Raw genomic sequence first — 25,207 nt, 5'->3', positions numbered from 1 at the left:
AAGTCTACAAATCACGCTTCTTCAGTAGAAATAATGAAAGGTATACAAATATGAAAACCCAGGCGATCACTATGAGTAACTGGTACCAATGGATCCCGTAATCTTTATCCAACTCTCCACCAATCTGGTTGGCTGCAGCCTGTACCGCATTTAGTCTTGAAAATGGCTCTACCACAAGATTACTCATTGACTCCAGAGGGAAAAACTGCATAATATTGGTTGCAGTATCTGTCCCTTTAAATACTTTGAAATTTAAAATACCATAAAGAATGCTTTCAAAAATAGCCCATACTACCAGGAATCCCAGGGCGAAAGCAGATCTTTTGATAAGAATACCAAGAAACATACAAAAAGCAAAGAATCCGGTTAGTTTAACAAAATAGGCCAGCAGATATTCCAGGTCTGAAACTACTATAGAAAATTCAGTAAAATCTGAAAAGGAATAGCCAAGGATCATAGTGACGATAAAAAGAAAGATCGTAGATATTCCAGAAAACACCAGTACTGTGAGAAATTTGGAAAGAATAAATTCCTTTTTACTCAATCCATCAATTAAATTCTGTTTGATCGTACGGTTGCTGTATTCGTTCGACATCATGGAAACGATGACGATTGCAAGAAAGATCTTCAGTAGTGCAGCGATATAACTATTGAAATGCCATATGTAAGGAAAATTAAAAATTCCCTGGTCTGCAACTCTAAACTGTATCTGGCCGATATTAAATTCAATAGAGGCGATAAGCGCAATAAATGTGATGAGTATAAAATAAGTGATAATCAGGATCCTGGCAGATCTGCTATATCGTAATTTATTGTATTCTATTTCGAGTAAACGTAACATTATGCTTCGGCGGTTTGGTTGGTTAATTGAAGGAATTGCTCTTCCAGGCTTTCTTTACGCTTTATCAAAAATGATAAAGACAATCCCTGGTCAAATAAATACCGGTTGATATCTTCTGCTTCCATTGGTTCATCAAGGAAAGCGGTAAGAGTTCCTTCTTTGTCGGTGATCTTGCCAATTTTAGGATGCTTTTCCAGCAATTCCTGAAGTTTTATCATGTTGCCGGCTTTCAGTTCAAAGAATCCGTGACTGCTAACGATTTCGTCAACGGGACCACTATATAGTTTTACGCCTTTCCGAATAATAACTACATGAGAACAGACCTTTTCTACTTCATCCAATAAATGTGATGCCAGCAAAATGGTGGTTCCACCAGAAGCGATCTTTCTTATGATCTCCCTAATCTGGTGAATTCCCTGAGGATCGAGTCCGTTTGTAGGTTCATCCAGAATTAAGATTTCAGGATCGTTAAGCAGGGCAGATGCGATAGCCAGACGTTGTTTCATACCAAGCGAAAAGGTTTTGAACTTACTGTCCTTTCGATCCAGCAAGCCAACGATCTCCAGTTTTTCCTGAACCTTTGCTTTGTTCGTGCCCTTAATCTTGCAAACCAGGGCCAGATTTTGTGCCGCAGTCATATAGGGGTAAAAGTTAGGATGCTCGATAATGGCACCCACCTTTTTTAAAGCATTATGTGTAGAGGTGTTGCCATCGAACCAGCGAAAATTGCCTGATGTTTTGTTCACGACATTAAGAACCATTCCAAGCGTAGTGGATTTACCGCTCCCGTTAGGCCCAAGTATACCGTAAACGTTCCCTTTCTCAATGCTGAAACTCAGGTTGTCCACGGCGGTCATTCCGCCAAATTTTTTGGTGAGATTGTTTAATGTTAGTATTGTTTCCAAGATTGATGAATTGTTTGATATGTGTTGACGAAGTTAGACTTTTGTTACAAGTTTTAGCATATTAAGCTTATTTTTGAGCAAAACGAGGGATTTTATGGAAGAAAAACTGATGTCACAAAAGAAGCCGGCGTTCCCCGTGAACGAACGCTTTAACCGTTATCTTCAGAAATATAACCGTAATACTAAGATTCCAGTTTTTTATGATGATCTACTCAGGTTTTCAGGTTCTGTGGTAGTGTACGACCAGCATGATGAGGATACGTTCTGGGTGCGTTGTTATTATCCTGAATTTGAGCGAGTAGAGATCGATAACAGTCTTAAAAAGGTATATACTATCCTACACTCCGATGGTAGTGATGATTCTCTCAATTATCTAAATGTGGATGCGATCGATTATTGCACCTTCGGAAATTCAAAACCCTTCAGAATAAAAGTCCGGAATATTCTGAATGATAGTTTTACCTATTTCTATGTAAAAAAAGCTGATGCCTCCAGGCTATATGGTCTGGAATTCGAACATCTTCTTTCTCCGCACAGGATCAACTTTCTGGTTTACAAAGATACCCTGATTGAAGAGCATATTGCAGGAATTCCAGGCGATGTATTTATTGAAGACCACTTACCAAAATGTGATCTTCGGGCACAAACCCAGATCGCCAAGCAGTTCGTAAAGTTCAATGAACGCTGTACTGTACGATTATTAGGTGATATGAGATCTTATAATTACGTGGTGATCCCAACTCATGATTTCGATCATGTAGAGTATCAGATTCGGGCGATCGATTTTGATCAGCAGTGTTTCGAGGGAAATTTAAAAGTTTACCGTCCACAATTCTTCAAGGAAAACTTCCAGATGGTGCAACTGGTTTCAGATAAGCTGGAAAACTCATCTATAGAACAATATAGAAAAGAAGAGCGATCCTTGCTGGCTAAGAGAATGATCAATACGCAGAGCAGGTATAAAGAGCTCATTCGATGTATGATCAATGACCATGTATCTACTAAGGATAATGTCAAAATGCTTAGAAATCAACTATATGCGTTTTCTAAAGATATGAAATTCAAAAGGGCTAGTACCATGGGACAGATTCTGCGAACTGCGCTGGATTTCGTGAGAAGAAATTACGAAAATGTGAATACTCAACGTATGCTGGATTAAAAAAAAGCGGTGAATAATTCACCGCTTTTTTTTAAGTCTATACTTTTCTATTTCTTTTCCTCTTTGTTGAAGTAGACAAGATAGTAATACATCTGTTTATCTTCATCCCATCCTTTTTCCACAAATTTTTCAGCCGACTCTGCACTAACAAAATCCATCTTGATCTGGATGTTCGTGTCTAAGGTGATCACGTTTTTGATCTTCTTACGTGCATCTGTCACCGCTTTGTTTGCGATGGGGAAACTGGTGAGATCTTCAACTTTATATTTCGGAGCTTTTTCAGTTTTATAATTCTGAAATTCGGGGATAAGATCTGGATTATCGATCACAGAATTGATATAGTTTGACTCCTCGAAGTCATCGTTCTTAGCGAAGTAATCCATACTTCGGTTCATGAACATCACTTCCTGTTTTTTATCTTCCGCAGGCAGTACTACATCCTTCGCAAAATTCTTAGCAAAGTTCAGGTAGTTCTTAGTGAAATAATTCTCATCTGCAAGTACATCCACTCCAAGAAAGTTTTCCAGCCAGTATTTCGTGTCATAGCGGTTAGAATCCACAGAAAGAATTTTAAAACCTTCTGCCTGGTTGCTATTGAAGATAATCGCGCCTTTATCCAGTTTCTGCAAATTCACTCCCTGCTGCACGACCATTTCCAAGTTGCTCTGGCTTTGTTCAAACTGCAGGAAATCATGCTTTAATTCAGATTTAAAAATGCCAATAGCCGGAACTTTGATGTTATCCAGTTGCATTCCTTCAAAGTAAACTACATAAACTTCTCCACTTTTGATATGTGGGTGAGTAGACTGCTCATACAATAAAGTTGCTATCCTCTTGGAATATTCGTGGATGTTATATGGATCGTCAAAGATCTTATTAGAAAGATTGTACAGCTCGTTGAACTCAATATCGGTTTCATGATGAAAACGATAATATGATTCCTCTTTTTCGCGGAAAGGCTTCAGGAAATATTCCTTGATAAGAGGTTTGATCTCATCATCAAGTTTGAAGGTAGAAGCGGAAAGAAAGATGTTTTCACCGCGATTCTTATTTCCAACCCTGTGGATAGATAGCGATTCTATCTGCGCATTAAAAAGATTGATCATATATTTCTGAAGTTATTTTAAAAGTTAGTATTCATTCTGAAGTAGTGCTACTTAATTCCAGTTCTCATCGAACTCAAAATCATCGTAACCATCGGTTCCGTAGCTATCATCAAAACCATCGTCATCTGGTGAGCCATCTTCATTTTCACCTGTAAATTCCTTTTCCGGAGCGTCATCAGGAATCTGTCCATGAACATACATCAGGTTTGGATAATCTGTTCCTTCTTCAGCTTCTGCAATTTGAGCAAGTTCCACAAAGAAAGTCCACATTTTCAGAAAATCGTACACGTAGATAAGCTTTGTTTCTTTTTCAGAAAGAACACTATCCAACGTTGTCTCATTCATCAACTTGATAGAAGTATCATTTCCACTCATATCGAACTGGTGGATTTCTTCACCCTGGTTCCATTCCTCATCACTAATGTAAAAGGAAGCCATTTCGGTTCCGTCGAATCCAAAAGACTGAACAATAGTGTTATGGAGATCTTCCAATGTGCTGTCATGCAACATTTCGATATCTCTGAAAACATCTTCCTTGGCATCTAAAATTACACGAAATCTATATATCATATCTCAAAAAATTGGAGGGCAAAGTTACATTTTTTTAATCTTTTCAGGCGCATAAATAGTCTCCATTAACAGGTAGAATTGAACACCAAAAAGGAGGGAGGCAATCACCAGGTGAAGTGGTTGCGATAAAAAGGGGAAGTCGAAATTATACATGGCGACTCCAGTTCCAACCTCCAGTAAGATAAAGGCGATTACCCAATTCACCCGTGACTGGAATAAGTTATTCTGGCGATTATTCCACCACAGGAATACATTCAATAAAAGCACTATGATAGAGAAGGATCTGTGAATATAAAAATTAAGATTCGGGTCGGCCAGCCATAATTCTTCAGCGTTATATCCATAATTTCGAACCTGCTCATCTACAAATTGTCGAACCTGTGTGCCCATTACCACCTGTACGAGCGTAAGAATCACAGCAAAAATCAAAAGATTCTGAAAAGTAATGGTTTTAAATTTTCCTGAAGCGTGCTCCCGGCTTATATATAACAGGTATAGCAGGACTGCAACGATCACCAGTGCCATCACCATATGAATAGTGATCTTGGCCGGAGCAAGCACCGAATACACCACGGTAGCTCCAAGCCATGCCTGGAATCCCATCATAAGTACGCTCAGCCAGGATAGGATCGTGATCCTTTTACTTTTTCTGAATTTTTTAAACGACAGTATTGCCATGATCAGGACGGCAATTCCTGCAAGAGCTCCTACAAGCCGATTGATATATTCTACCCATGTATGAGTTGGATTGAAAATGGCGTAATCATGCTTTTCGTAACTTTTCCAGTTATTCGGATTATAGCGTTCTGCTGAAGTAAAATCTGAAGCAGCAACCTTTAAGGTTTCATCTACGATGATCACCTGTCCTTCTTTATAAGCTCTGTTCGGCTGAAATTTAATTTCTGAAACTTCAGAAGGAGGGATGTAGTATCCAAAGCATTTTGGCCAGTCAGGACAGCCCATGCCTGAGCCGGTCATTCTAACCACGGCGCCGGCAACTATTACAAGATAAACCAGGATTAACGAGATTTTGACCCAATTTCTATACATAGCAATATTTATTTAAAGCCTAACTTTTTTCCGCAACGCTCAATCCGAGTTTGTTACCCATATTCAGCATAAAATCCATGGCAGCGTCACGCTCATTCGGAATTTCACCTTCAAGGATCGCCTCTTTAATGGCATCCTTGATTTGTCCAACTTCACGACTAGGAGTGATCCCAAATGTGCTCATAATTTCTTCGCCACTTACTGGTGGCTGGAAATTCCTCACATGATCTCGTTCTTCCACTTCTTCGATCTTTTGCCGAACCAGTTGAAAGTTGTTATGATATTTTCTGAAGCGTTTGGGATTTTTGGTCGTGATATCGGCCTCACAAAGGGTCATAAGGTCTTCTATGTGATCACCGGCATCAAAGATAAGTCGGCGCACGGCAGAATCGGTCACATGATCATCTGCTACCGCAATAGGTCTAGAACTCATCAACACCATTTTCTGCACGAACTTCATTTTCTCATTTAAGGGAAGTCGCAACCGCTTAAATAATTTGAAGACCATTTTCGCGCCCACAAATTCGTGACCATGAAAGGTCCATCCAATTTTCTTATGAAATTTCTTGGTTGGAGCTTTTCCAATATCATGTAGTAATGCGGCCCAGCGCAACCATAGATCATCGGTATTCTTTGCAATATTGTCTACAACTTCCAGAGTATGCCAGAAATTGTCTTTATGGGTCTGTCCTTCTACTTCATCAATCCCCTGTAAAGCGGTAAGCTCAGGTAAGATCTTAGCCAGAAGGTCAGCTTTAAATAAGAGTGATAGACCTTTGGAAGGTTTTTTACTCAACAGGATCTTATTAAGCTCATCCATGATGCGCTCTTTTGAAATGATCTTGATCCTTTTATTATTTCTTTTAATTGCTGAAAGTGATTCTGCCTCGATCATAAAATTAAGCTGCGAAGCGAATCTAATGGCGCGATACATTCGAAGTGGATCGTCTGAATACGTGATATCAGGATCTAAAGGTGTTCTAATGATCCTGTCCTGTAGATCTTTATAACCATTAAAAGGATCGAGCAGGTCTCCAAAGCCATTTGCATTCAGTTTTAAAGCCAGTGCGTTGATGGTAAAATCACGCCTGTTCTGATCATCTTCCAGGGTTCCGTTTTCTACGATTGGTTTGCGACTATCCTTGCGATAACTTTCTTTCCTCGCACCCACGAATTCAATCTCCATATCATTAGCTCGAAGCATGGCCGTGCCAAAATTCTGAAAAACCTGAACCTTGGGCTTGTTTGGTAATAAATCTGAAACCTTTTGTGCAAGTTCAATCCCGCTGCCAACTGCTACGATATCAATATCTTTAGGTTCACCGCGCTCAAGAATATGATCACGTACAAATCCACCAATCACATAGGCGTCGACTCCAAGCTCATCTGCAGCCTGGGAAATAACAGAAAAAATTTTATGATTTAAAGCTTTGCTGTAATTATGGTATTTCGGCATCTTTATTTGCGTATCACACTCACCTGCCCATCGTTACTTAACTTGATAATTGCTGATGGTTTTAGCGATTTTTTTGAACGCTGCAAATTTACTACATAGTCTACACCTTTTAAAATTTGAGGTGTGATTTGATCAAAGGATTGTGGTGTAGGCTGGCCGCTAACATTCGCCGAGGTAGATACCAATGGTCGTTTTAATTTTTTAATAAGGTCTGAGCAAAAGGTATCTCTTACTACACGAATTCCAAGAGATTCATCATCGCTTACCAGGTTTTCTGCAATATGTACTGGCTTGTCATAAATGATAGTCGTAGGTTTCTTTGCATACTTCAAAATATCGTAGGCAGTTTCAGGCACATCTTCCACATATTGTTCCAGCATTTTGAAATTTGAAACCAGGCAAATTAGTGCTTTAGATTCTTCTCTTTTCTTGAGCTGAAATATCTTATCCACTGCATTCGCATTCGTAGCATCACAACCTATTCCCCAAACTGTATCGGTTGGATAAAGTATGATACCACCTTTTTTTAAAACATCTATGCAATTTCTAACTTCCTGTTCCATTTTTTCCATAAAGCACTTCTTTATATTGAGCCAGTGTATTGGCCGCCATTCTTTCGGTTGTATAATTTTCAAGGAGTCGCTGGTATGAAATCTTTGTAAACTTTTGTTGTAACGACCTATCCTGGGACAAAAGTACTAATTTATTGGCCAGGCTCACCCCGTCATGCGGTCTACTTAGAAAACCATTTTCTCCATTCGTAATTATTTCTGGAATGCCACCAACTTCCGTAGCGACCACAGGAACCTTATAATAGAAGCTTTCATAAATAAATTGCGGAATACCTTCACTTTGGGAGGTCATCAAAGAAATATCGAATTGAGGAATGAGCACAGAAGCATCGGGTATAAATCCTGAAAATTGACAATATTTCTCGAGTCCTTTTTCTTTTATTCTTTTCAGGTAATTCGCAGTACGATCGGTTTTGCTACCAATAACGAGGAAATGATAATTAGTGTGTCCCATTTTATTGACAATATGATCTATTGTATTTACCCAGGTTTCAAGGTTTTTTGCTCGAATATGATTAGCGATAGTTCCTACCAGTATCGCATTCTGCGGAATATCATATTTCGGCCTTAATAAGATCTCGCTTTTGTTTTCCTTCGTAACGCTTGTCCCGTGATAGACCGTAACCAGTTTTTCCTGATTCGTCACCTTCTCTGAAGTGATCTGCCGGGTAATATCAGACACGCACAGAATTTTTTTGATCTGGGCATGGTTATATTTATACAGCGTTCTTTTCCGATCCTTTATAGGAAACGATGTTTTTTTACTAAGGATATAGGGTGGTAGACTTGCTGAAAGATATGTCGCCATGATCGAAAGAGTAAGTGCTGTAGTATCGTGAATATGTATCAGGTCGATCTTATGTTTTTTGCAAAGCAATATGATTTTCCAAACGAATCGCAGGTCTACTTTCGTGGATAGCGGGGCAGGACAGACTTCAATACTTTCCCGTTTTAAACGCTTGAGAAGTTCTGATCCTCTACAGCATAAAACTAAATGATTTACCGAATCCATTTCCTTGCAAAGATTCAGAATATGATTTTCTCCACCTCCCCATCGGCTGGCGGTTGAAATGTGCAGTATTCTGGGCTCTTTTCTCAAGTAGGCGAAGTTAGCAACAACAAACTTAAAAAGTATGATAATTTTGGCCTTAAGCAGCAATAATTATCTTTGCGTTAAATGTTCAAGTAAATGAGGGTACTACATGTTTCGGGTGCAAGATCCTGGGGAGGTAACGAGCAACAGCTTATGTATCTTATGGATGAGCTTCCAGGCTTCAACGTAACTCAAAAGCTATTCTGTTTTAAGAATACACGATTAGAGGAAGAAGCATCTAAAAAGGATGTAGAGATACTATCTGTACCGTACTGTAAGCCCTATTCTTCGGAATATAGGAATGAACTAAACAGGATTGTTGAGGAAAACAAGATCGATATCATTCATTTACATACCAGTGATGCAGTCACCGGATACGTGGTAACAGATCTTCTGAAGAAGTTAAAGACCAGAACCTTATTTGCCCGTAAAGGTATTCGAGGTAAGAAAACCAGCTTACTTAGTAAGTACAAATACAATTACCGGAATATCGATACCATATCATGTATCTCTGAATATGTGAAAACTCACTTCGGAAAGATCTTAAGCGATCGAAACAAAGAAAAGTTAGTAGTCGTTTATAACGGGATTAAAGTACAGGATTCCAGACCGGAACCAGATTTTCAGCTTAGGGAAAAATATAAGATTCCAGATGATGTATTTTTGCTGGGGAGTATAGCGAATCATACTGCTGCCAAAGATCTGGGTATTCTCATAGAAACCATTAACAAGATCGTCCATGAGCACGGCATCAAAGATATCCGACTTGTACAAATGGGTGATTTTTCCAAACTAACTCCCGGTTTTAAATCGATGATTGCTGAGAAGAAACTGGAAGATTATATCATAATGACCGACTTTCAAAAGAATGCTTTTTCGTTTTTACCGCAATTCGATACGTTCGTAGTCACTTCAGAGCGAGAAGGAGGGCCATCATCTCTAGTAGAAGCGCTCTATTATAAAGCACCTATTGTAAGCACTAGAGTTGGAGTGGTAGATGAGGTTATTGAAGATGGTGTGAATGGATTCTCAGTGCCTATCAAAAATCCTGGATTCCTGGCTGAAAAGATCCTTGAAATTAAAAGCAGACCAGAGTTAAAAAAGCAATTTACCGACCGATCATACGAGATATTTCTTCAGAAGTTTACAGCAAAACGTTACGGGGAGGCTACCTTTGCGGTCTATAAAGATATGATGCAAAAAGAACTACGTCGATGAAAACAGCCCTGCTTGTTTCAACATATAACTGGCCTGAAGCCCTCTCGCTTATTTTTAAAAGTATTGAAAACCAATCGGTTGCTCCAGATGAGGTTCTTATTGCAGATGATGGTTCTGCTGAAGAAACTACAAAATTGATCAACGAATTTAGAAAGCAGAATAACTTAAAAATACATCACTTCTGGCATGAAGACAGAGGCTTTCGAAGATCAGAAATTTTGAACAAAGCTATTGCAGGTAGTAAATCAGATTATATCGTACAGATAGATGGTGATTGCATCATGCATCCTGATTTCATTAAAGATCACCTTGCGATCGCTGAGAAGAAGGTGTTTTTATTTGGATCCAGAGTTAACATTACGAATGATTTGAAACCAAAAGTATTTGAGGATAAGATCATAGAATTTAATTTCTTAAGTGCTGGTATCAAAAAAAGAGGGCGCACGATCAGAATTCCCTATTTAAGAAACAGGAATGTGAAAAGCCTTGATTTCAGCAACAAGGTCCGTGGTTGCAACTTATCATTCTGGCGTGCCGATTTTCTCGAAGTCAATGGGTATAACGAAGATATCTCTGGCTGGGGAAGAGAGGACTCAGAACTTGTTTTAAGAATGCTCAATGCAGGAATAGCTGGGAAAAGATTGAAATATGGAGGAATTATATATCATATTTACCATCCTGAAGCATCTAAAGATCAATTGGGATCTAATAATGAAATTCAGCAGGCGACCATTAGTCAGAAAAAAGAAAAGTGCGAAAATGGAGTTTCAAAATATTTAATTTCTTCAGAATGAAAGCTGTTTTCTCCAAAAGCTACCAGCAACAATCTGGTTTTATAAAGCAATGCATTGAGAACTTTAATTCTACAGGTAAGGTTCTGGCTGAAGGGCGTAATGAAATACGGATCTTTGAAAAGGATGCTCAGCAATTCAATATCAAATCCTTCAGAATCCCCAATACTGTAAACAAGATCGCTTATAAGTTTTTTAGAAAGTCAAAGGCACAACGATCATTCGAGTATGCCAGTATTCTTGAACAAAAAGGAATAGGAACGCCGGCTCCGGTGGCTTATTTTGAAAATCCTACGTCTATATTCTTTCGCGAAAGTTTTTATGTATGCAAGCATTTGCAAGCGCATCTTACCTTCAGAGAACTGGTGACCGATCCCGGTTTCCCAGATCACGAAAATATCCTGAGAGCTTTTACCAGGTTCACTTATGATCTGCATCAAAAGAATATTCAATTCCTGGATCATTCGCCTGGCAACACATTGATTATTAAGACTGGAACATCTTACGAATTTTTCCTGGTGGATCTTAATCGCATGAATTTTAAAAAGTTGGATTTTGAAGAAAGAATGCAGAATTTTTCGCGTTTAACTCCTAAGGAGGAGATGGTAAAGATTATGGCTGATGAATATTCAAAATTGATCAGAATTCCAAAAGCTGAAGTTTTTGAAAGAATGTGGTTTTATACGGAGCAGTTTCAGCATAAATTTCAAAGAAAAAAGGCACTGAAGAAGAAATTAAAATTCTGGAAGCGCTAATCTTTTGGTGTGTATGGCATTTCGCGATAGGATCTTAGACTAAAATAATGAAGCTGTCTTCTAATCTTGAAGCGTCTAACGAGATTTAATGGCTTCAATTTAAATTTCTTTTTGTCTTCATGTAGAAAATTGATGCAGGCATCAATTACTCTGCCGCTTGACTCTCCATCGAAATATGGGTGCGTAAAGTTTACATAATTTTCAATTGCCTTGGCTAGAATCTCTGATGGATTAAAAGCATGTTCGATGGCACTTTTGATGCCAGAAGCATCGGTAATATCAATAAGGTGTGATGATGGTTTATTGTTTCTAAAGGTTACTACCGGCTTTTTTTGCAGCATAAATTCGGTAATGGCAGAGGTGGTATCAGAAAACATTATATCTGCCTGGCGAAACAGTGGTATGATATCTGGAGTTTCTATATACTCAAAATCTGTATGCTGTATAGATTTAATTTTTGCAATTTTATCTGCTGCCATCTTTGGATGTAAGACAACCAGAAATTTGTACTTCCCGGTTTTTGATATTCTTTCCAATTCATTAATTACAGACTCATGATACGTCCAGCTATATTTAGGCGAAAAAGTAGAAGAAACGAGAATAGTTGGCTTTCGGCGTGGCTGTTCAGGTATTTGAAATAATGGATCGACCTTGGACCAGCCAGTTTCCTGAACCTGGAAATGAGGTTTAGTTTTCTGAATTTCCTTGAAAATACTGGTTGTTGAAGGTCCCTGTGTACAGTACAGGTCGAAAAATCCGCGAATTCTGAAATGGCCTTTTTTAAAACTGTGTTTATTGGCCAAAAATCCATGAAAAATTTGAACTTTTAAACCGGGAATAAAATCGGCCACAACATCTGTAATAGTTAAAACAATATGAGGTTCGTAGGATATCACTTTCCTGATATCCAAAAGAAGATCACCAGCTTCCGGAAAAAACTTTTTTGGTTCCTCCAATTCTGAAAACCATTTTACTTCAAAACCTCTTTTTCTAATTTCATTTTGTAGCGGTTCACCGATGGGTAGAGCGTACGTGTGACTTATATAGATAAGGAAGCGATATCTCATGTTTAATTGAATTTAATAAAAACCTTCAATTTAGACAATACAAAATCTGGCTTGAATTCTTTATAAAGAATGGAAGATTCTTTGTTTATTGTTTTGGAAGCTTTTCCAGCGAAGAGCTTAGGTCTAAAATCGCGTAAATGAACGCTATAATTACGGTCACTTTCAAAACTAGACCAGGCTTCTTTGGAAACTTGTGGTGAGAAAATTGCGAAGGTTGGAATTTTAAGCGCTTTCGCCATATTTACTGCTCCACCTTCATTACCAATTAGTGCAGTGCATTGTGAGCACAATGCAAGAAATTCCCTTAAACTTTTACCGAAAATATCTGGTCTGGAGACTTCTTTTGCTTTTTCTGAAAGTATGTTTATAAGGTTATCTACCTGCGGTCTTTGTGAAGGAATGTAGTTGTATAATAGCGTACAATCTTTTTCAGATGCAATAAAATTCAATACTTCCGCCATATACTTTTCAGGATATGTCTTAATATTACTACTTCCCAGAATAGAGATCATATAAATTGGCCTGGTCATATCAACTTTTTGGGTTGATAAATAATTCTGCGCCCAATTGATTTCTTCAGTAGTGAGATAGACTTTAGGTTTAATAGGAGACAAATTCTTTATACCTAAAGGATGCAATAACTTTAATCTATTTTCTATGGCTAAGCCTGCTGAAGATTGAGGTCTGGAATCATATTTTATAACGTGAAGCAATAGAGGTTTAGTGTACCATTTTTCGATGCCGATTCTGATTTTTGCACCGGTCGCATATGCAAGCAAAGCTGAATAAGGTTTGGAATACAGGTCAATTACAATATTATAATTTGACTTCCGAAGTTTTTGACCATAAGTAATTAATCCCTTTAGGCCTTTATCCTGTTTGGGATCGAAATTTATAATATTTGAGATATCAGGATTGTTCTCTACAACGGGTGTGGTATGCTTGTAAATTAGATAATCCAGCTGAGCGGTCGGGTACTCTTTCCGAAGTGCTTCAAATAAGATTGAGGACGTAAGTACGTCCCCAATCATTTTCATCTGTATTACAAGTATCTTCAAACCTATTGCTAAACTGCCACGTTATACTCACGTAGTGCATCATTCAATGATGTTTTCTTGTTCGTGGATTCTTTTCGTTTCCCAATAATAAGGGCGCACGGTACCTGGTATTCACCTGCAGGGAATTTTTTGGTATAACTTCCAGGGATCACTACAGATCTCGCCGGAACATAGCCTTTAAATTCTTTTGGTTCATCGCCGGTTACATCAATGATCTTGGTAGATGCTGTAAGTACCACATTTGCACCAAGTACTGCTTCTTTTTCCACACGAATTCCTTCTACCACAATGCTTCGGGATCCAAGGAATGCATTATCCTCTATGATTACTGGCGCTGCCTGAAGTGGTTCCAGAACTCCGCCAATACCAACACCACCACTTAAATGAACATTCCTACCAATTTGAGCACAGCTTCCAACGGTCGCCCAGGTATCTACCATGGTACCTTCATCCACATAAGAACCGATATTTACATAACTTGGCATTAGAATAACGCCAGATGAAATGTAAGCACCATGTCTTGCTACAGCATTAGGTACAACTCTAATTCCTTTTTCTTTATATCCTTTTTTCAAAGGCATTTTATCATGATATTCAAATATACCGGCTTCCAGAGTTTCCATTTTCTGGATCGGGAAGTAAAGTACCACTGCTTTTTTAACCCATTCATTCACCTGCCAGCCACCTGTTACCGGTTCAGCAGTTCTAAGCTCTCCCTTGTCTAGAAGGTCGATCACCTTTCGGATAGCATCTGTAGTTTCAGTATCTTTTAGAAGGTCACGGTTTTCCCATGCCTTTTCAATTGTAGCTTTCAACTGGTCCATTTTCTATTTTTTTTCAAATATAACAGCTATCAGCCAATATTTATGGACAAACCAATATAAACCTTACCTTTGCCTAAATTTTGAAGATGGGCAGAATTTTAGCGCTTGATTATGGTACTAAACGAACGGGAGTCGCCGTTACAGATGAATTGAAAATGATCGCATCTGGTCTTAAGACGGTAGAAACACTCGAGTTGCTGAATTTTCTTAATACCTATTTTCAGGACGAGAATGTAGAAAGAGTTTTAGTAGGGGAACCAAAGCGAATGAATGATATGCCTTCTGAAAGTGAAGTTCATATCCAGGAGTTCCTGAAGAAGTTTTCTGAAATGTTTCCAGAGATGCCATTGGAGCGGGTTGACGAAAGATTCACCAGTAAGATGGCGGTGCAAACCATGATCGATAGCGGACTGAAAAAGAAAAAGCGCAGGGATAAAGCACTCGTGGATGAAATTAGTGCCACGATCATTCTTCAAACCTGGCTTTATAAGTAGAACAATGACGGCTTTTAAACTAGCAAAGTCGAAAAATATATAGAATGATTTTACCAATTGTAGCTTACGGGGATCCCGTTCTAAAGAAAAAAGCTAAGAATATTGACAAGGATTATCCAAACCTGGATGCCTTGATCGACAATATGTGGGATACCATGTACAATGCTTATGGTGTTGGACTCGCAGCTCCTCAAGTAGGTCTTCCTGTTCGAATCTTTATGATCGATCCAGCTCCTTTTGCCGAGGATGACGACTTGAGTGATTCTGAAAAAGAGGAACTTAAAGATCTTCGTAAAGTTTTTATCAACCCCAAGATCACAGAAGAAAGTGGTGAAGAATGGGCTTTTAGCGAAGGCTGCCTGAGTATTCCAGATGTTCGGGAGGACGTTTTTCGTCAACCAGATATTACTATTGAATATTATGATGAAAACTGGGAAAAACATGTCGAGCAGTATAGCGGTTTAGCAGCAAGGGTCATTCAGCATGAGTACGATCATATTGAAGGTGTGTTGTTTACAGATAAGCTTTCAAGTTTAAAGAAAAGATTGATTAAGAGTAAATTAGGCAATATTTCGAAGGGAAAGATCAACGTAGATTACAAAATGCGATTTCCGAATGCGAAAAAAGCCCGCTAAAGGCTTTGATAATTAAGTCTGGGACTTGATATTTGCCAACCTAAATTTAAAAAGACTATGGGATTAGATAAAATTCTTGCTATTTCGGGAAAACCGGGACTTTATGAGCTTACCGCGCAAACAAGAGGCGGCTTTGTTGCTAAATCTATGTTAGACGGAAAGAAAATTGCCGTAAACATGCGTCACAACGTAAGTATTCTAAGCGAGATCGCAATCTATACCTACACAGAAGAGATTCCGTTAGGTGAGGTTTTTCAAAAGATTAGTGAAAAAGAGAATGGAGAAAAGACAATAAATCACAAGGTTTCCAAAAATGAAATGGAAGCATTCTTTTCTGAAATTCTTCCTGATTATGATGAAGATCGTGTTTACGCGAGTGATATGAAAAAGATCATCCAATGGTATAATCTTTTAGTGGAGAATGGAATGACCAGCTTTACGAAAGAAAATAAAGCTGAAAAAAATACAGACGAAGAGGAATAGTTTCTTCTGAATTGAAAATTAAAAATGGCTGAGATCATCGATTTCAGCCTTTTTTTTGTTTAGAAATACCTCTGAAGTATAATCATCCAAAGCTTCAGTTTAGAACTTCAAACCAAAGATAAAAGCGCCATCTCTTTGACCGTTAAAATCTGAAACCACATAGTCAAGTCTTAAGAATCGGTATTTTCCGAAGCCAATATTATCGAGACCTATGAAATATTCAGAATAAGGAGCTCTGTTGTCTGTCGTTAAGCGATGTGCACCCAGAATAAGATTATAATTTAATTTATTGATAAGCGGAATTTTGCCCAGGAACCAACCCTGGAAATCATGTTCCGCATGAAATTCAGCATAATTCTCATTAGTGCTGAAGTTATAGTAAGGCATCAGGTTAAACGCTCCCACGTAACTGCCGAAACCAATTCGGGTCTGGTTCGCATTAAAATGCTGGTAATCTACCAGGCTAATACCTTCGCCATTACTAAATAGTCCGCCGTTCGCCATATATTGAAAAGTTCCTTTATTTCCAATTTTGACGCTTTGTTCTACCCGGGCCTTAAACTGATTATAGTTGAACTGCTCCTCACTTGCTCCAAATCCGCTTTCCCATGAGATATTCAATTTTGGATACTTGTTCTCATATACATTGTAACGCCCATTAGGATAGCTCATATATTTCTGACCAAAGCGTATTCCAAAATCCAACCTGGATTTAAAGAGATGATGATCCTCGAATAAACTCGTTCCAAAGCTGTTCGGCTGTAGAGGATTGTTAGAAGTATATTCCCGATCTTCCCAGTCGATGATCACATGATCTGTAGAATTTGTTAGAGCTGTCCTTTCTTCCCAGCCCAATTCGCCAAAGATTTTTAAACCTGGAAAAATATCCCTGCCATATGCAGCTTTAGCAAAGCTTCTCTCAAAAAGCTTCATATAGTTTCTTTCAAAAAATATCGTTGTAATGCTATTCAGTAATGGGGAAATAGGTTCGTTTGCATTGATCTGTGCGCTTTCCACACCTCCGGAAAGTCTGAAGAAATCCTTGCTGTAATTATTGAATTTTTTTTCAAAACCACCGTTCAAGCGCAATCTGTCTTCGCTAAGCCCATAGTCTATATCTGTAAAGACTCTCCAGTAATTCTCCTGATCTTCGCCGGTACGTTGTGTGTAATTTACTGTAATATCGGTATTCCAGCCCTGTACCGTATTAAAACCAATGCCAGATACTGGAGCACTAATACTGAAAGATCTGTTCTTCCAGCTATTTCTGTAACTATATCCAAAAAGCACATCTGTTATTCCAAATTGATTTCTTTCGGTATCTACGGAATCCCGATATTTTTTAGTGCTGCGAACTTCCTGTATGCTGTCTTTCTTTACATAATCATTAATTTCTTCTGAAGTTAGAGGCACAGGACGCACTTTTTCCCAGAAAACCGAATCCTTTTCATTTGCATTCTGTGAATAGCTCAAGATCTCTTTTCCGAAGCTGCTTTTAGAGAAACCAGGATCGAAATCATAATCGCTGTAGACTGCGGTAAACCTTCCATTCCCGCCAAACCCAAAGATCTTAAAACTGAAATCCACGCTTTGAGAGATCTGGATAAAGAGCTTATTTTCTTCAGAATATTTAAAATTCTGCTTGAATACTATTGCTTCGATTGGTGCAACCTGTATGGCCGTTCCAGTAGTAGTAAGATCTATCCCATAAATTTGCCAGAGGTCTTCTACGATATATACAAAACCAGAAAATACTCGGTCTTGTTTACGCTTTGGAGTGACCTCGATCTTATTGATAAGATTACCCCGGTCATCAAAAAAAGTACCTGCCAGCTTGTACCGATAATAGTTAAATCCATAATCTGCCAGCGGAGAAACCATTTCGCTGTTTAGATTAATAGTATTCTCGTAAAAGGAATAATAAGCTTCCTGTGCCGAATTCAGGCTAAAACCGTTGTCATCCCCAGAAACCTTTGAAGCAATGATATTTTCCTTAAAATCATCTGGTTTCTGGAATGAGATCTTGGAAATAGTTTCACTTAAATAAACGATTCCGCTTCTGGTAGAGTCAAGGCCGCCGCCAAGATCGCCAATTTCCTGCCCCATAATTTTCTCTGGAGCATTTTCAATTCTCCATAACCCCCGGGAATAAAAATCGGCCGTAAAACTCTCCAGTCGGTTCGAGTTTTGCTTTCTATTTTCGATCGCCAGTCGCATGATCCTGTTGGCTGGATTCTCATCATTTTGAATGGTCACTTCATCCAGGCTGGTGCTTTCAGAGCTCAACTGGACGTTGAGTTCGTAAGGAAATTGGGTGATATTGACCTTCTTCTTCTGAGTTTTAAAGCCAAGGAACTGAAATACGATCACGTATTCACCAGTTTCCTTCAGTTTGAGTTCATACAGGCCTTCATTGTTGGAAGTCGTTCCAATATTACCAGATTCTGTATAGATATTCACATAAGGTAGAGGCTCATCATCTTCCGAAGAAATTTTACCGGTAATTTGAGCAGAAAGGGTGGAAAATGCCAGAAAAAGGCAGAATCCAAGTAGTTGTTTTAGCATGAGGTAGTTTTCAGATGCTAAATAAACGCAAAAAGTTGCAGTAAATTATTTGTAGTCCTTCTGAATTCGATCCAGACGTCTTTTATTGTCACGATCTTTAATCGTGTCCCGCTTATCATAAAGCTTTTTACCCTTTGCAAGGGCGATCTGCAGCTTAGCCAACCCGCGATCGTTAATGAACATTTTTAGAGGTATGATAGTTAATCCCGAATTGGTCACTTCTTTTTCCAGTTTACGTAACTCTCTCTTTTGCAATAAAAGTTTACGTTCACTTTTTGGGTTATGATTAAAATGAGTAGCATGAGAATATTCCTCCACATGCATATTGATCACAAATAATTCTTGATTACTGAATTCACAAAAACTTTCAGCGATGTTCGCTTTACCTTCACGAATTGCCTTGATTTCGGTACCCGCAAGTTTGATCCCGGCGGTATACTTATCCAGAAATTCATAATTGAACTTCGCTTTTCGATTCTTGATGCTTACAGAATTCTTCATAGGTCACAAAAATACAAGCTTTAAGCTAAAAACATACTAAAGCAATTTTAAAATTAGCGGTGAGGAAGCTGATCAAAGTTTATTATTTTTGCGAACTCAAAATTCTACTATGAAACGTTTGCTTCCAGCCTTAATTTCTCTTCTTATAATTAGCTGTGCAGAAAAAGAAAATACATTGTCGGCAGATGAGATCGTTCAAAATGCTATAGAGAGATCTGGTGGTAAATTATACGAAATGGCGATGATCGACTATACTTTTCGTGGCAGAGAATACAAGAGCTATAGAAAAGGCGGGAAATTTCGCTATACGCGAATCATGACCGATACCTCAGGAAATAGACTTGTGGATGTTCTAAATAATGAAGGGCTGAATCGATCGATCAATGATAGTAATGTTGTCATCCAGGATTCTTTGTTGCTACCAATTGGCAATTCTATTAACTCGGTCAACTATTTTGTGCATTTACCGTACGGACTCATGGCTGAAGCCGCCAACAGGCAATTGATTGGAAAAGATACTATCGCAGGAAGGGAATATTATGAGATCAAAGTTACTTTTTCAGAAAATGGGGGAGGAACAGATCATGAAGACGAATACCTTTACTGGATCGATACTCAAAATTTTGAAGTAGACTATCTCGCCTATAATTTTGAAGTGAATGATGGTGGCGTAAGATTCCGGAAAGCTTTTAACCACAGGGTTATCGAAGGAATTAGCTTTGTAGATTACGAGAACTATGAATATAAAGATAAAGAAGTTGAGCTAACCAAACTGGATAGTCTTTACCAGGAACGCGAGCTGGATCTCCTGTCTATTATAGAGACAAAAAATATTCGGGTAAAACTGGACAGCATTAATTAATATAGAGTACCTGGTCTAGAATTTCATTATTCGGAAGTATCTGCACGATAAATAACGCTCCGTTCTCGGTATCATCAATATCTGCATATTTATCCTCGCCCAGAATCTTATTGACGAATTGCGGAGTCGTGTTACTATGTCCTACCACCAAAACGCGCTTTCCGCTAGTTCTTTTCCTGAATTCATCGTTATATCCATTGCCTGCATTATAGTTTTCCATAGATAATTGCTTTCTGCCTGCAATTGGAGCACCTGTTTGTAGGGTGCGTTTGTAATTGGTGCTCAAAACCATATCCAGAGGTATATCCTTTAAAACTTCAGCCCAGATTTGTGCTCTTTTTAAACCTTCAGCGGTTAGGTTTGGATCTTTTTCAGATTTATCGCTGCGATCTTTTTCCGCATGCCTTATGAAGTAATAAGTAGTTGTTTCCTGAACAATGTTGTTTTGAATATTGTCTTCGGAAGAGATTCCAAAAAGAAAAATGAACGGAAGTACTATTTTGAGAATTGCAGACATGAGAAAGATTTTTAGGATCGTAAATTACTCTGAAATATTTATTTCCATGAGAATAAATTGATTTAACTGCCTAACAAAAGAATTGAAATTATTGTCGGCAACCAGGATCAAGCTGCGGTTTCCGTTTTCCAGTTCCGGTCCAAAGCACATTCCTTCGATATTATCAACGATCCCATCGGTTAGCTGACCATCGACAGATTTAAAGTTGAAAATTAGCTTCTTTTTTGCCGTTTGATACTTTGCCTTTCGAAGCAAATTCTCGTTTAAGGTATTGGTAGCTTTGCTTGCATCAACATCAAAGATCTTCACCGTGTTCCCGTGGGAACCGTAACCGGCAGAGTAGGAGCGTTCCATCACCAGAAATCGATTTTCAGCATACTCAAGGATCTCTGTGATTCCGTTCAGGGCAAAATAATTAATGGGCAGCTTCGCGATTCCTTCAAGTGGATAGATAAATTGAGAAACCGGATTTCCGGTTTCAGTATCAAATCTGGTGATTCTGGAGTGCGAACGTGAAGGGAAGATCTTTGGTTTGGAAGAGTCTTTTTCTAATGGTAATTCTGTAGCAACCCAAACTCCAGCTCCATCAACACTCTTAGTGATTCCTTCAAAAACTCCGTTATTCCGCGGTTTTTGCTCGTTTTTAGATTGAAAATATTCTGGGATACTATAAGAGCGGAGTATTTCCCCTTCAGTATTTGTTTCATAAATTCCGGGATCTCGTCTATCTGAGATCAAACCTTCGCTAACTACGAGAAAGCCGTTAGTATTGGAATCGTAACGTACACCTTCTAGATCCAATACAACTTTCGAATATTCTTCAGGTCTGCTAATCTCTATAAGATCATTGATTTCAATATTTTGGATTCTGGAGTCGGCTATTTTAATATCTGCCTGGTAAATTCTTGGATTCGAAGCCTGATCGCTGACCAGGTAAAATTTTCCGCTTGCGTAGTCTATTCCCGAGAGTCCACCAATCTTTGTGTTTTCAAATTCCAGGCTTTCATCTATTACAAATTCATCCAGGTAATTCAGGCTAACATGATCATCCTCTATTCTGGACGTGACGGCGCAGCTGCTAAAAATAAAAATTGAAAAGAGTGAAAGTAATCGAAGTTTCATAGCGAGTTTTGAAGAAATCAAAAATAACAAATCCTTAAGACAAAAATAGGACTTCCTTGGGACGCTTAGGCCTATGCTATGAATACATTTATATATTAACCAAAATCAATAGTTATGAATGAGGATCAAAGAGAAGGAAAATGGAAACAGATCAAAGGACAATTCAAACAGAAGTATGGTGATCTAACCGATGACGATACCACTCATGCTGAAGGAAAATTTGATGAGATGTTAGGTCGTATGCAGGAAAAGACTGGAAAGACTAAGGAAGAATTGAAAAATGAAATTGATAAGTGGTAGATTGAGTAGTTGAAAAAAAAAGGCGGTAGAAATACCGCCTTTTTTTAATGATCAATTTTCTGAAAGTTCTTCCTGATTTCTAAATACCAGTTCTTCATTGAATTCATCCAGAAGAATGATACTGTCTGTGCTAATATTGCCAGACAGGATTTCCTTGGAGAGCTTATTTAGCACTTCTCTTTGCACTACTCTTTTCACGGGTCTGGCTCCAAATTGTGGATCGAAACCTTTCGCAGCAAGATAATCAAGTGCTTCATCTGTAGCATCCAGCACTATATGCTGTTTCGCGAGCATTTTCTTAACACCCTTCAATTGCAAGCCTACAATTTGCCTGATGTCTTTTCGAGTAAGCGGACTAAACATTACTATATCGTCGATCCTGTTCAAAAATTCTGGTCTTACCGTTTGCTTTAGCAATCCAAGTACATCCACTTTCGCAGATTCCATCGCTGCATCTACATCCTTGATCGCCTCAAATCTCTCCTGTATGATCTGGCTTCCCATATTGGATGTCATTACAATGATGGTGTTTTTAAAATCTGCAACACGACCTTTGTTGTCTGTAAGTCTACCTTCATCTAGAACTTGAAGTAGAATGTTGAAAGTATCCGGATGAGCTTTTTCGATCTCATCAAGTAAGACTACAGAATATGGTTTTCTTCGCACCGCTTCAGTAAGTTGGCCACCTTCATCATATCCTACATATCCAGGAGGTGCTCCAACTAATCTACTAACCGAGTGTCTTTCCTGGTATTCACTCATGTCGATCCTGGTCATCGCAGATTCGTCGTCGAACAAATATTCTGCAAGCGCCTTGGCTAGCTCTGTTTTCCCAACTCCGGTTGTTCCCAGGAACAGGAATGATCCAATGGGTCTATTTTGATCCTGAAGTCCGGCACGACTACGACGAACTGCATCACTAACGGCGATGATCGCTTCATCCTGTCCAACCACACGTTTGTGCAGATCATCTTCTAATTTGAGTAATTTTTCACGATCGCTTTGAAGCATTTTAGTCACCGGAATCCCTGTCCATTTAGCAACCACTTCCGCAATATCTTCATTGGTAACTTCTTCCTGGATTAATGATTTTTCATTCTGGTTCTCGGCAACGTTCTGTTGTAGCTTTTCGAGCTTCTCCTGCGCTTCCTTGATCTTTCCGTAACGAATTTCAGCTACTTTACCGTAATCACCTTCGCGCTCAGCTTTTTCAGCTTCCAGCTTGAAATTTTCAATATCAGATTTTAGTGTTTGAATATTGTCCACTACATCTTTCTCGCTCATCCATCTGGCGTGAAGATCATTTCTTTCTTCTTTAAGATTCGCGAGATCTGCTCGCAGCGTTTTGAGTTTTACTTCATCTTTCTCACGCTTAATTGCCTCGATCTCGATCTCCAGCTGCATGATCTTTCTATCCAGCACATCAAGTTCTTCCGGCTTGGAGTTGATCTCCATACGTAATTTAGAAGCAGCTTCATCCATCAGGTCGATAGCCTTGTCTGGAAGAAACCTGTTCGTGATATAACGCTGTGATAATTCCACTGCAGCGATGATCGCTTCATCCTTGATTCGTACTTTATGATGTGTCTCGTATTTTTCCTTGATCCCACGTAATATGGAAATCGCACTTTCAATATCCGGCTCTTCTACGTATACCTTTTGAAATCTTCGTTCCAGCGCTTTGTCTTTCTCGAAGTATTTCTGGTATTCATCAAGTGTAGTAGCACCAATTGCTCTTAACTCACCTCGAGCAAGAGCCGGTTTAAGAATGTTGGCAGCATCCATGGCGCCCTGACCACCACCGGCACCAACGAGCGTATGAATTTCATCAATGAATAACACTATGTTACCATCGCTGGAAGTCACTTCTTTTATAACCGCTTTAAGTCGTTCCTCAAATTCACCCTTGTATTTTGCACCAGCAATAAGAGCTCCCATATCAAGGGAGTAAATGAGTTTGTTTTTAAGGTTTTCTGGGACATCTCCATCTACGATTCTATGCGCAAGACCTTCCGCTATTGCAGTTTTTCCAGTTCCAGGTTCCCCAACCAGCATAGGATTATTCTTGGTTCTTCGAGATAGGATCTGTAGAATTCTACGAATTTCCTCGTCCCGACCAATCACAGGATCCAACTTTCCTTCTTCAGCAAGCTTGTTGAGGTTTCGTGCGTACTTATCTAAAGATCGATAGGTTTCTTCAGCACTTTGAGAGGTTACTTTGTCGCCCTGTCTTAGTTCAGCGATTGCAGCTTTCAAGCCTTTCTCGGTTGCTCCCTGGTCTTTCAGCATTTGAGCAACTTTACTGGAAGATTTGAAGATAGCAAGGATCAAATGCTCAATAGAGACATATTCATCTTCCATTTTCTTCGCAATGCTGGTAGCTTCATTCACAGTCTTTCCAGCATCTCTGGATAGCATGATGTCTCCGTCACTTACCTTCGGAAAGCTCTCCAGACTCTTATCCAGTATCTGCCCGAAAAGAGAAATATTAATATTTAATTTTTTCAGTAAAAAAGGAGTCACATTTTCGTCGACCATAGTGATCGCTTTAAAAATGTGCTCATTTTCTATCTGTTGGTGGCCCATTTCCTGAGCAAGCTGCTGAGCTTGCTGGATAGCCTCTTGTGATTTTATAGTAAAATTATTGAAGTTCATCTTAAATGTTTTTCAGAGTAGGTCAATCAATATACCAAATTCAAAAACCGACATTAAGGCAGTTTAAATGAGAATATTAACGACAAAAAGGCAGTTTTACTGAAGTAAAATTAACCTGAATTTGATTTTATTAAATTTAGATAGATTTACTTTTGTAAAAAAGAAGATTATGGGATTATTCGATAAAGTATTTGGCGGAGAAAAAGGTACTTCTGAAAAGAAAGAAAACAAGGTACCATGGAATCCTCTTACCGAAATTTCTCAACTGGATGAGTTAGAAAAACTATCAGAAGGTAAAACGGTTGCTATTTTCAAGCATTCTACAACTTGCGGGATTAGCAGGATGGTATTAAAGAACTTTGAAGCAGACTATGAGCAACAATTAAATGACTCTGTGGATCTTTATTTTCTTGACTTGAAAGCTCACCGGGATATTTCTAATGGAATCGCAGATAAATTTTCTGTTAGACATGAGAGTCCTCAAATGGTGGTATTAAAGAACAGGGAAGTTGTACATCATTCTTCTCACCAGGCAATATCAGCAGATAAATTAAAAGAACTGGCTTAGTAGCGAGTTGCTTTAAAAATAAAAAAGCCCGAAGATAATT

At 38.7% G+C, this 25,207-nt stretch carries 26 protein-coding genes; 10 read left to right on the top strand and 16 right to left on the bottom strand.

Annotated elements, in window-relative coordinates:
- Positions 1-4: 4 nt before the first annotated feature.
- Both ACNKXS_RS08630 and ACNKXS_RS08625 read right to left on the bottom strand, forming a co-directional pair.
- Positions 5-841, bottom strand: a complete 837-nt coding sequence (locus ACNKXS_RS08630) for an ABC transporter permease (protein WP_417920526.1) — start codon at positions 839-841, stop codon at positions 5-7.
- Positions 841-1,746, bottom strand: a complete 906-nt coding sequence (locus ACNKXS_RS08625; protein WP_417920525.1) for an ABC transporter ATP-binding protein — start codon at positions 1,744-1,746, stop codon at positions 841-843. Before ACNKXS_RS08625 ends, ACNKXS_RS08630 begins: the two co-directional genes overlap by 1 nt.
- A gap of 94 nt (positions 1,747-1,840) precedes the next feature.
- On the opposite strand from ACNKXS_RS08625, the gene ACNKXS_RS08620 reads away from it, so the two are divergent.
- Positions 1,841-2,905 carry a hypothetical protein gene (locus ACNKXS_RS08620; RefSeq protein ID WP_295179662.1) on the top strand — a complete coding sequence of 355 codons (1,065 nt, stop codon included), beginning with the start codon at positions 1,841-1,843 and terminating at the stop codon, positions 2,903-2,905.
- Positions 2,906-2,952: 47 nt separating this feature from the next.
- Here the strand turns inward: ACNKXS_RS08620 and ACNKXS_RS08615 are convergent, their stop codons facing one another.
- Genes ACNKXS_RS08615 through ACNKXS_RS08590 form a run of 6 tightly spaced genes read right to left on the bottom strand, consistent with a single transcriptional unit; the run spans position 2,953 to position 8,758 of the window.
- Entirely contained in the window at positions 2,953-4,011 is a 1,059-nt protein-coding gene (locus tag ACNKXS_RS08615) for a nucleoid-associated protein (protein WP_417920524.1), read from the bottom strand.
- A gap of 51 nt (positions 4,012-4,062) precedes the next feature.
- Positions 4,063-4,581 carry an IS1096 element passenger TnpR family protein gene (locus ACNKXS_RS08610; RefSeq protein WP_298246451.1) on the bottom strand — a complete coding sequence of 173 codons (519 nt, stop codon included), beginning with the start codon at positions 4,579-4,581 and terminating at the stop codon, positions 4,063-4,065.
- 24 nt (positions 4,582-4,605) lie between these two features.
- Positions 4,606-5,631: a COX15/CtaA family protein gene (locus tag ACNKXS_RS08605; protein WP_417920523.1), complete on the bottom strand. Its 1,026-nt coding sequence runs from the start codon at positions 5,629-5,631 to the stop codon at positions 4,606-4,608.
- A gap of 19 nt (positions 5,632-5,650) precedes the next feature.
- On the bottom strand, positions 5,651-7,087 hold the full coding sequence (locus ACNKXS_RS08600) for a CCA tRNA nucleotidyltransferase (protein WP_417920522.1): 1,437 nt from the start codon (positions 7,085-7,087) through the stop codon (positions 5,651-5,653).
- Between the two features lie 2 nt (positions 7,088-7,089).
- The gene (locus ACNKXS_RS08595) at positions 7,090-7,659 is read right to left on the bottom strand and encodes an L-threonylcarbamoyladenylate synthase (RefSeq protein ID WP_141877170.1); all 570 of its coding nucleotides are present in this window, start codon (positions 7,657-7,659) and stop codon (positions 7,090-7,092) included.
- On the bottom strand, positions 7,634-8,758 hold the full coding sequence (locus tag ACNKXS_RS08590; protein ID WP_417920521.1) for a glycosyltransferase family 4 protein: 1,125 nt from the start codon (positions 8,756-8,758) through the stop codon (positions 7,634-7,636). The genes ACNKXS_RS08595 and ACNKXS_RS08590 overlap by 26 nt, the downstream gene beginning before the upstream one ends.
- Before the next feature lie 90 nt (positions 8,759-8,848).
- Between ACNKXS_RS08590 and ACNKXS_RS08585 the strand changes: the two genes are divergently transcribed.
- Genes ACNKXS_RS08585 through ACNKXS_RS08575 form a run of 3 tightly spaced genes read left to right on the top strand, consistent with a single transcriptional unit; the run spans position 8,849 to position 11,516 of the window.
- A complete protein-coding gene (locus ACNKXS_RS08585) occupies positions 8,849-9,970 on the top strand; it encodes a glycosyltransferase family 4 protein (RefSeq protein ID WP_417920520.1) in 1,122 nt (373 codons plus the stop codon).
- The gene (locus ACNKXS_RS08580; RefSeq protein ID WP_417920519.1) at positions 9,967-10,764 is read left to right on the top strand and encodes a glycosyltransferase family 2 protein; all 798 of its coding nucleotides are present in this window, start codon (positions 9,967-9,969) and stop codon (positions 10,762-10,764) included. Before ACNKXS_RS08585 ends, ACNKXS_RS08580 begins: the two co-directional genes overlap by 4 nt.
- Entirely contained in the window at positions 10,761-11,516 is a 756-nt protein-coding gene (locus ACNKXS_RS08575; protein ID WP_417920518.1) for a lipopolysaccharide kinase InaA family protein, read from the top strand. Before ACNKXS_RS08580 ends, ACNKXS_RS08575 begins: the two co-directional genes overlap by 4 nt.
- Here ACNKXS_RS08575 and ACNKXS_RS08570 read toward each other — a convergent pair.
- The 3 genes from ACNKXS_RS08570 to ACNKXS_RS08560 are packed head-to-tail and all read right to left on the bottom strand — an operon-like array spanning position 11,513 to position 14,465.
- Entirely contained in the window at positions 11,513-12,583 is a 1,071-nt protein-coding gene (locus tag ACNKXS_RS08570; protein WP_417920517.1) for a CDP-glycerol glycerophosphotransferase, read from the bottom strand. The genes ACNKXS_RS08575 and ACNKXS_RS08570 overlap by 4 nt on opposite strands.
- A gap of 2 nt (positions 12,584-12,585) precedes the next feature.
- On the bottom strand, positions 12,586-13,614 hold the full coding sequence (locus ACNKXS_RS08565) for a glycosyltransferase family 9 protein (RefSeq protein ID WP_417920516.1): 1,029 nt from the start codon (positions 13,612-13,614) through the stop codon (positions 12,586-12,588).
- A 35-nt stretch (positions 13,615-13,649) separates the two neighbouring features.
- Positions 13,650-14,465: a 2,3,4,5-tetrahydropyridine-2,6-dicarboxylate N-succinyltransferase gene (locus tag ACNKXS_RS08560; RefSeq protein ID WP_417920515.1), complete on the bottom strand. Its 816-nt coding sequence runs from the start codon at positions 14,463-14,465 to the stop codon at positions 13,650-13,652.
- 86 nt (positions 14,466-14,551) lie between these two features.
- Between ACNKXS_RS08560 and ruvX the strand changes: the two genes are divergently transcribed.
- The 3 genes from ruvX to ACNKXS_RS08545 are packed head-to-tail and all read left to right on the top strand — an operon-like array spanning position 14,552 to position 16,077.
- Positions 14,552-14,959 carry a Holliday junction resolvase RuvX gene (gene ruvX, locus ACNKXS_RS08555; protein WP_417920514.1) on the top strand — a complete coding sequence of 136 codons (408 nt, stop codon included), beginning with the start codon at positions 14,552-14,554 and terminating at the stop codon, positions 14,957-14,959.
- Between the two features lie 44 nt (positions 14,960-15,003).
- Positions 15,004-15,594 carry a peptide deformylase gene (gene def, locus ACNKXS_RS08550; RefSeq protein ID WP_417920513.1) on the top strand — a complete coding sequence of 197 codons (591 nt, stop codon included), beginning with the start codon at positions 15,004-15,006 and terminating at the stop codon, positions 15,592-15,594.
- 57 nt (positions 15,595-15,651) lie between these two features.
- Positions 15,652-16,077 (top strand): DUF5606 family protein, encoded by a 426-nt coding sequence (locus tag ACNKXS_RS08545; protein ID WP_295179640.1) that lies wholly within the window; start codon positions 15,652-15,654, stop codon positions 16,075-16,077.
- 99 nt (positions 16,078-16,176) lie between these two features.
- On the opposite strand, the gene ACNKXS_RS08540 is transcribed toward ACNKXS_RS08545, so the two are convergent.
- Entirely contained in the window at positions 16,177-18,642 is a 2,466-nt protein-coding gene (locus ACNKXS_RS08540) for a DUF5686 and carboxypeptidase regulatory-like domain-containing protein (protein ID WP_417920512.1), read from the bottom strand.
- 45 nt (positions 18,643-18,687) lie between these two features.
- Entirely contained in the window at positions 18,688-19,143 is a 456-nt protein-coding gene (gene smpB / locus ACNKXS_RS08535; protein WP_417920511.1) for an SsrA-binding protein SmpB, read from the bottom strand.
- A gap of 109 nt (positions 19,144-19,252) precedes the next feature.
- On the opposite strand from smpB, the gene ACNKXS_RS08530 reads away from it, so the two are divergent.
- Positions 19,253-20,005: a DUF6503 family protein gene (locus ACNKXS_RS08530; RefSeq protein ID WP_417920510.1), complete on the top strand. Its 753-nt coding sequence runs from the start codon at positions 19,253-19,255 to the stop codon at positions 20,003-20,005.
- On the opposite strand, the gene ACNKXS_RS08525 is transcribed toward ACNKXS_RS08530, so the two are convergent.
- Both ACNKXS_RS08525 and ACNKXS_RS08520 read right to left on the bottom strand, forming a co-directional pair.
- Positions 19,998-20,522: a SixA phosphatase family protein gene (locus tag ACNKXS_RS08525; protein WP_417920509.1), complete on the bottom strand. Its 525-nt coding sequence runs from the start codon at positions 20,520-20,522 to the stop codon at positions 19,998-20,000. The genes ACNKXS_RS08530 and ACNKXS_RS08525 overlap by 8 nt on opposite strands.
- Before the next feature lie 24 nt (positions 20,523-20,546).
- Entirely contained in the window at positions 20,547-21,644 is a 1,098-nt protein-coding gene (locus tag ACNKXS_RS08520; protein WP_417920508.1) for an esterase-like activity of phytase family protein, read from the bottom strand.
- A gap of 114 nt (positions 21,645-21,758) precedes the next feature.
- On the opposite strand from ACNKXS_RS08520, the gene ACNKXS_RS08515 reads away from it, so the two are divergent.
- On the top strand, positions 21,759-21,944 hold the full coding sequence (locus tag ACNKXS_RS08515; protein WP_295179629.1) for a CsbD family protein: 186 nt from the start codon (positions 21,759-21,761) through the stop codon (positions 21,942-21,944).
- 51 nt (positions 21,945-21,995) lie between these two features.
- Here the strand turns inward: ACNKXS_RS08515 and clpB are convergent, their stop codons facing one another.
- Positions 21,996-24,599 carry an ATP-dependent chaperone ClpB gene (gene clpB, locus ACNKXS_RS08510; RefSeq protein ID WP_417920507.1) on the bottom strand — a complete coding sequence of 868 codons (2,604 nt, stop codon included), beginning with the start codon at positions 24,597-24,599 and terminating at the stop codon, positions 21,996-21,998.
- 169 nt (positions 24,600-24,768) lie between these two features.
- Between clpB and ytxJ the strand changes: the two genes are divergently transcribed.
- The gene (gene ytxJ / locus ACNKXS_RS08505; RefSeq protein ID WP_298524661.1) at positions 24,769-25,167 is read left to right on the top strand and encodes a bacillithiol system redox-active protein YtxJ; all 399 of its coding nucleotides are present in this window, start codon (positions 24,769-24,771) and stop codon (positions 25,165-25,167) included.
- The last annotated feature ends 40 nt before the right edge of the window (positions 25,168-25,207 follow it).

It is taken from the genome of Christiangramia marina (genome assembly GCF_048285865.1).
Classification (GTDB): Bacteria; Bacteroidota; Bacteroidia; order Flavobacteriales; family Flavobacteriaceae; genus Christiangramia; species Christiangramia marina.
This window is presented reverse-complemented; position numbering and strand designations above follow the sequence as displayed.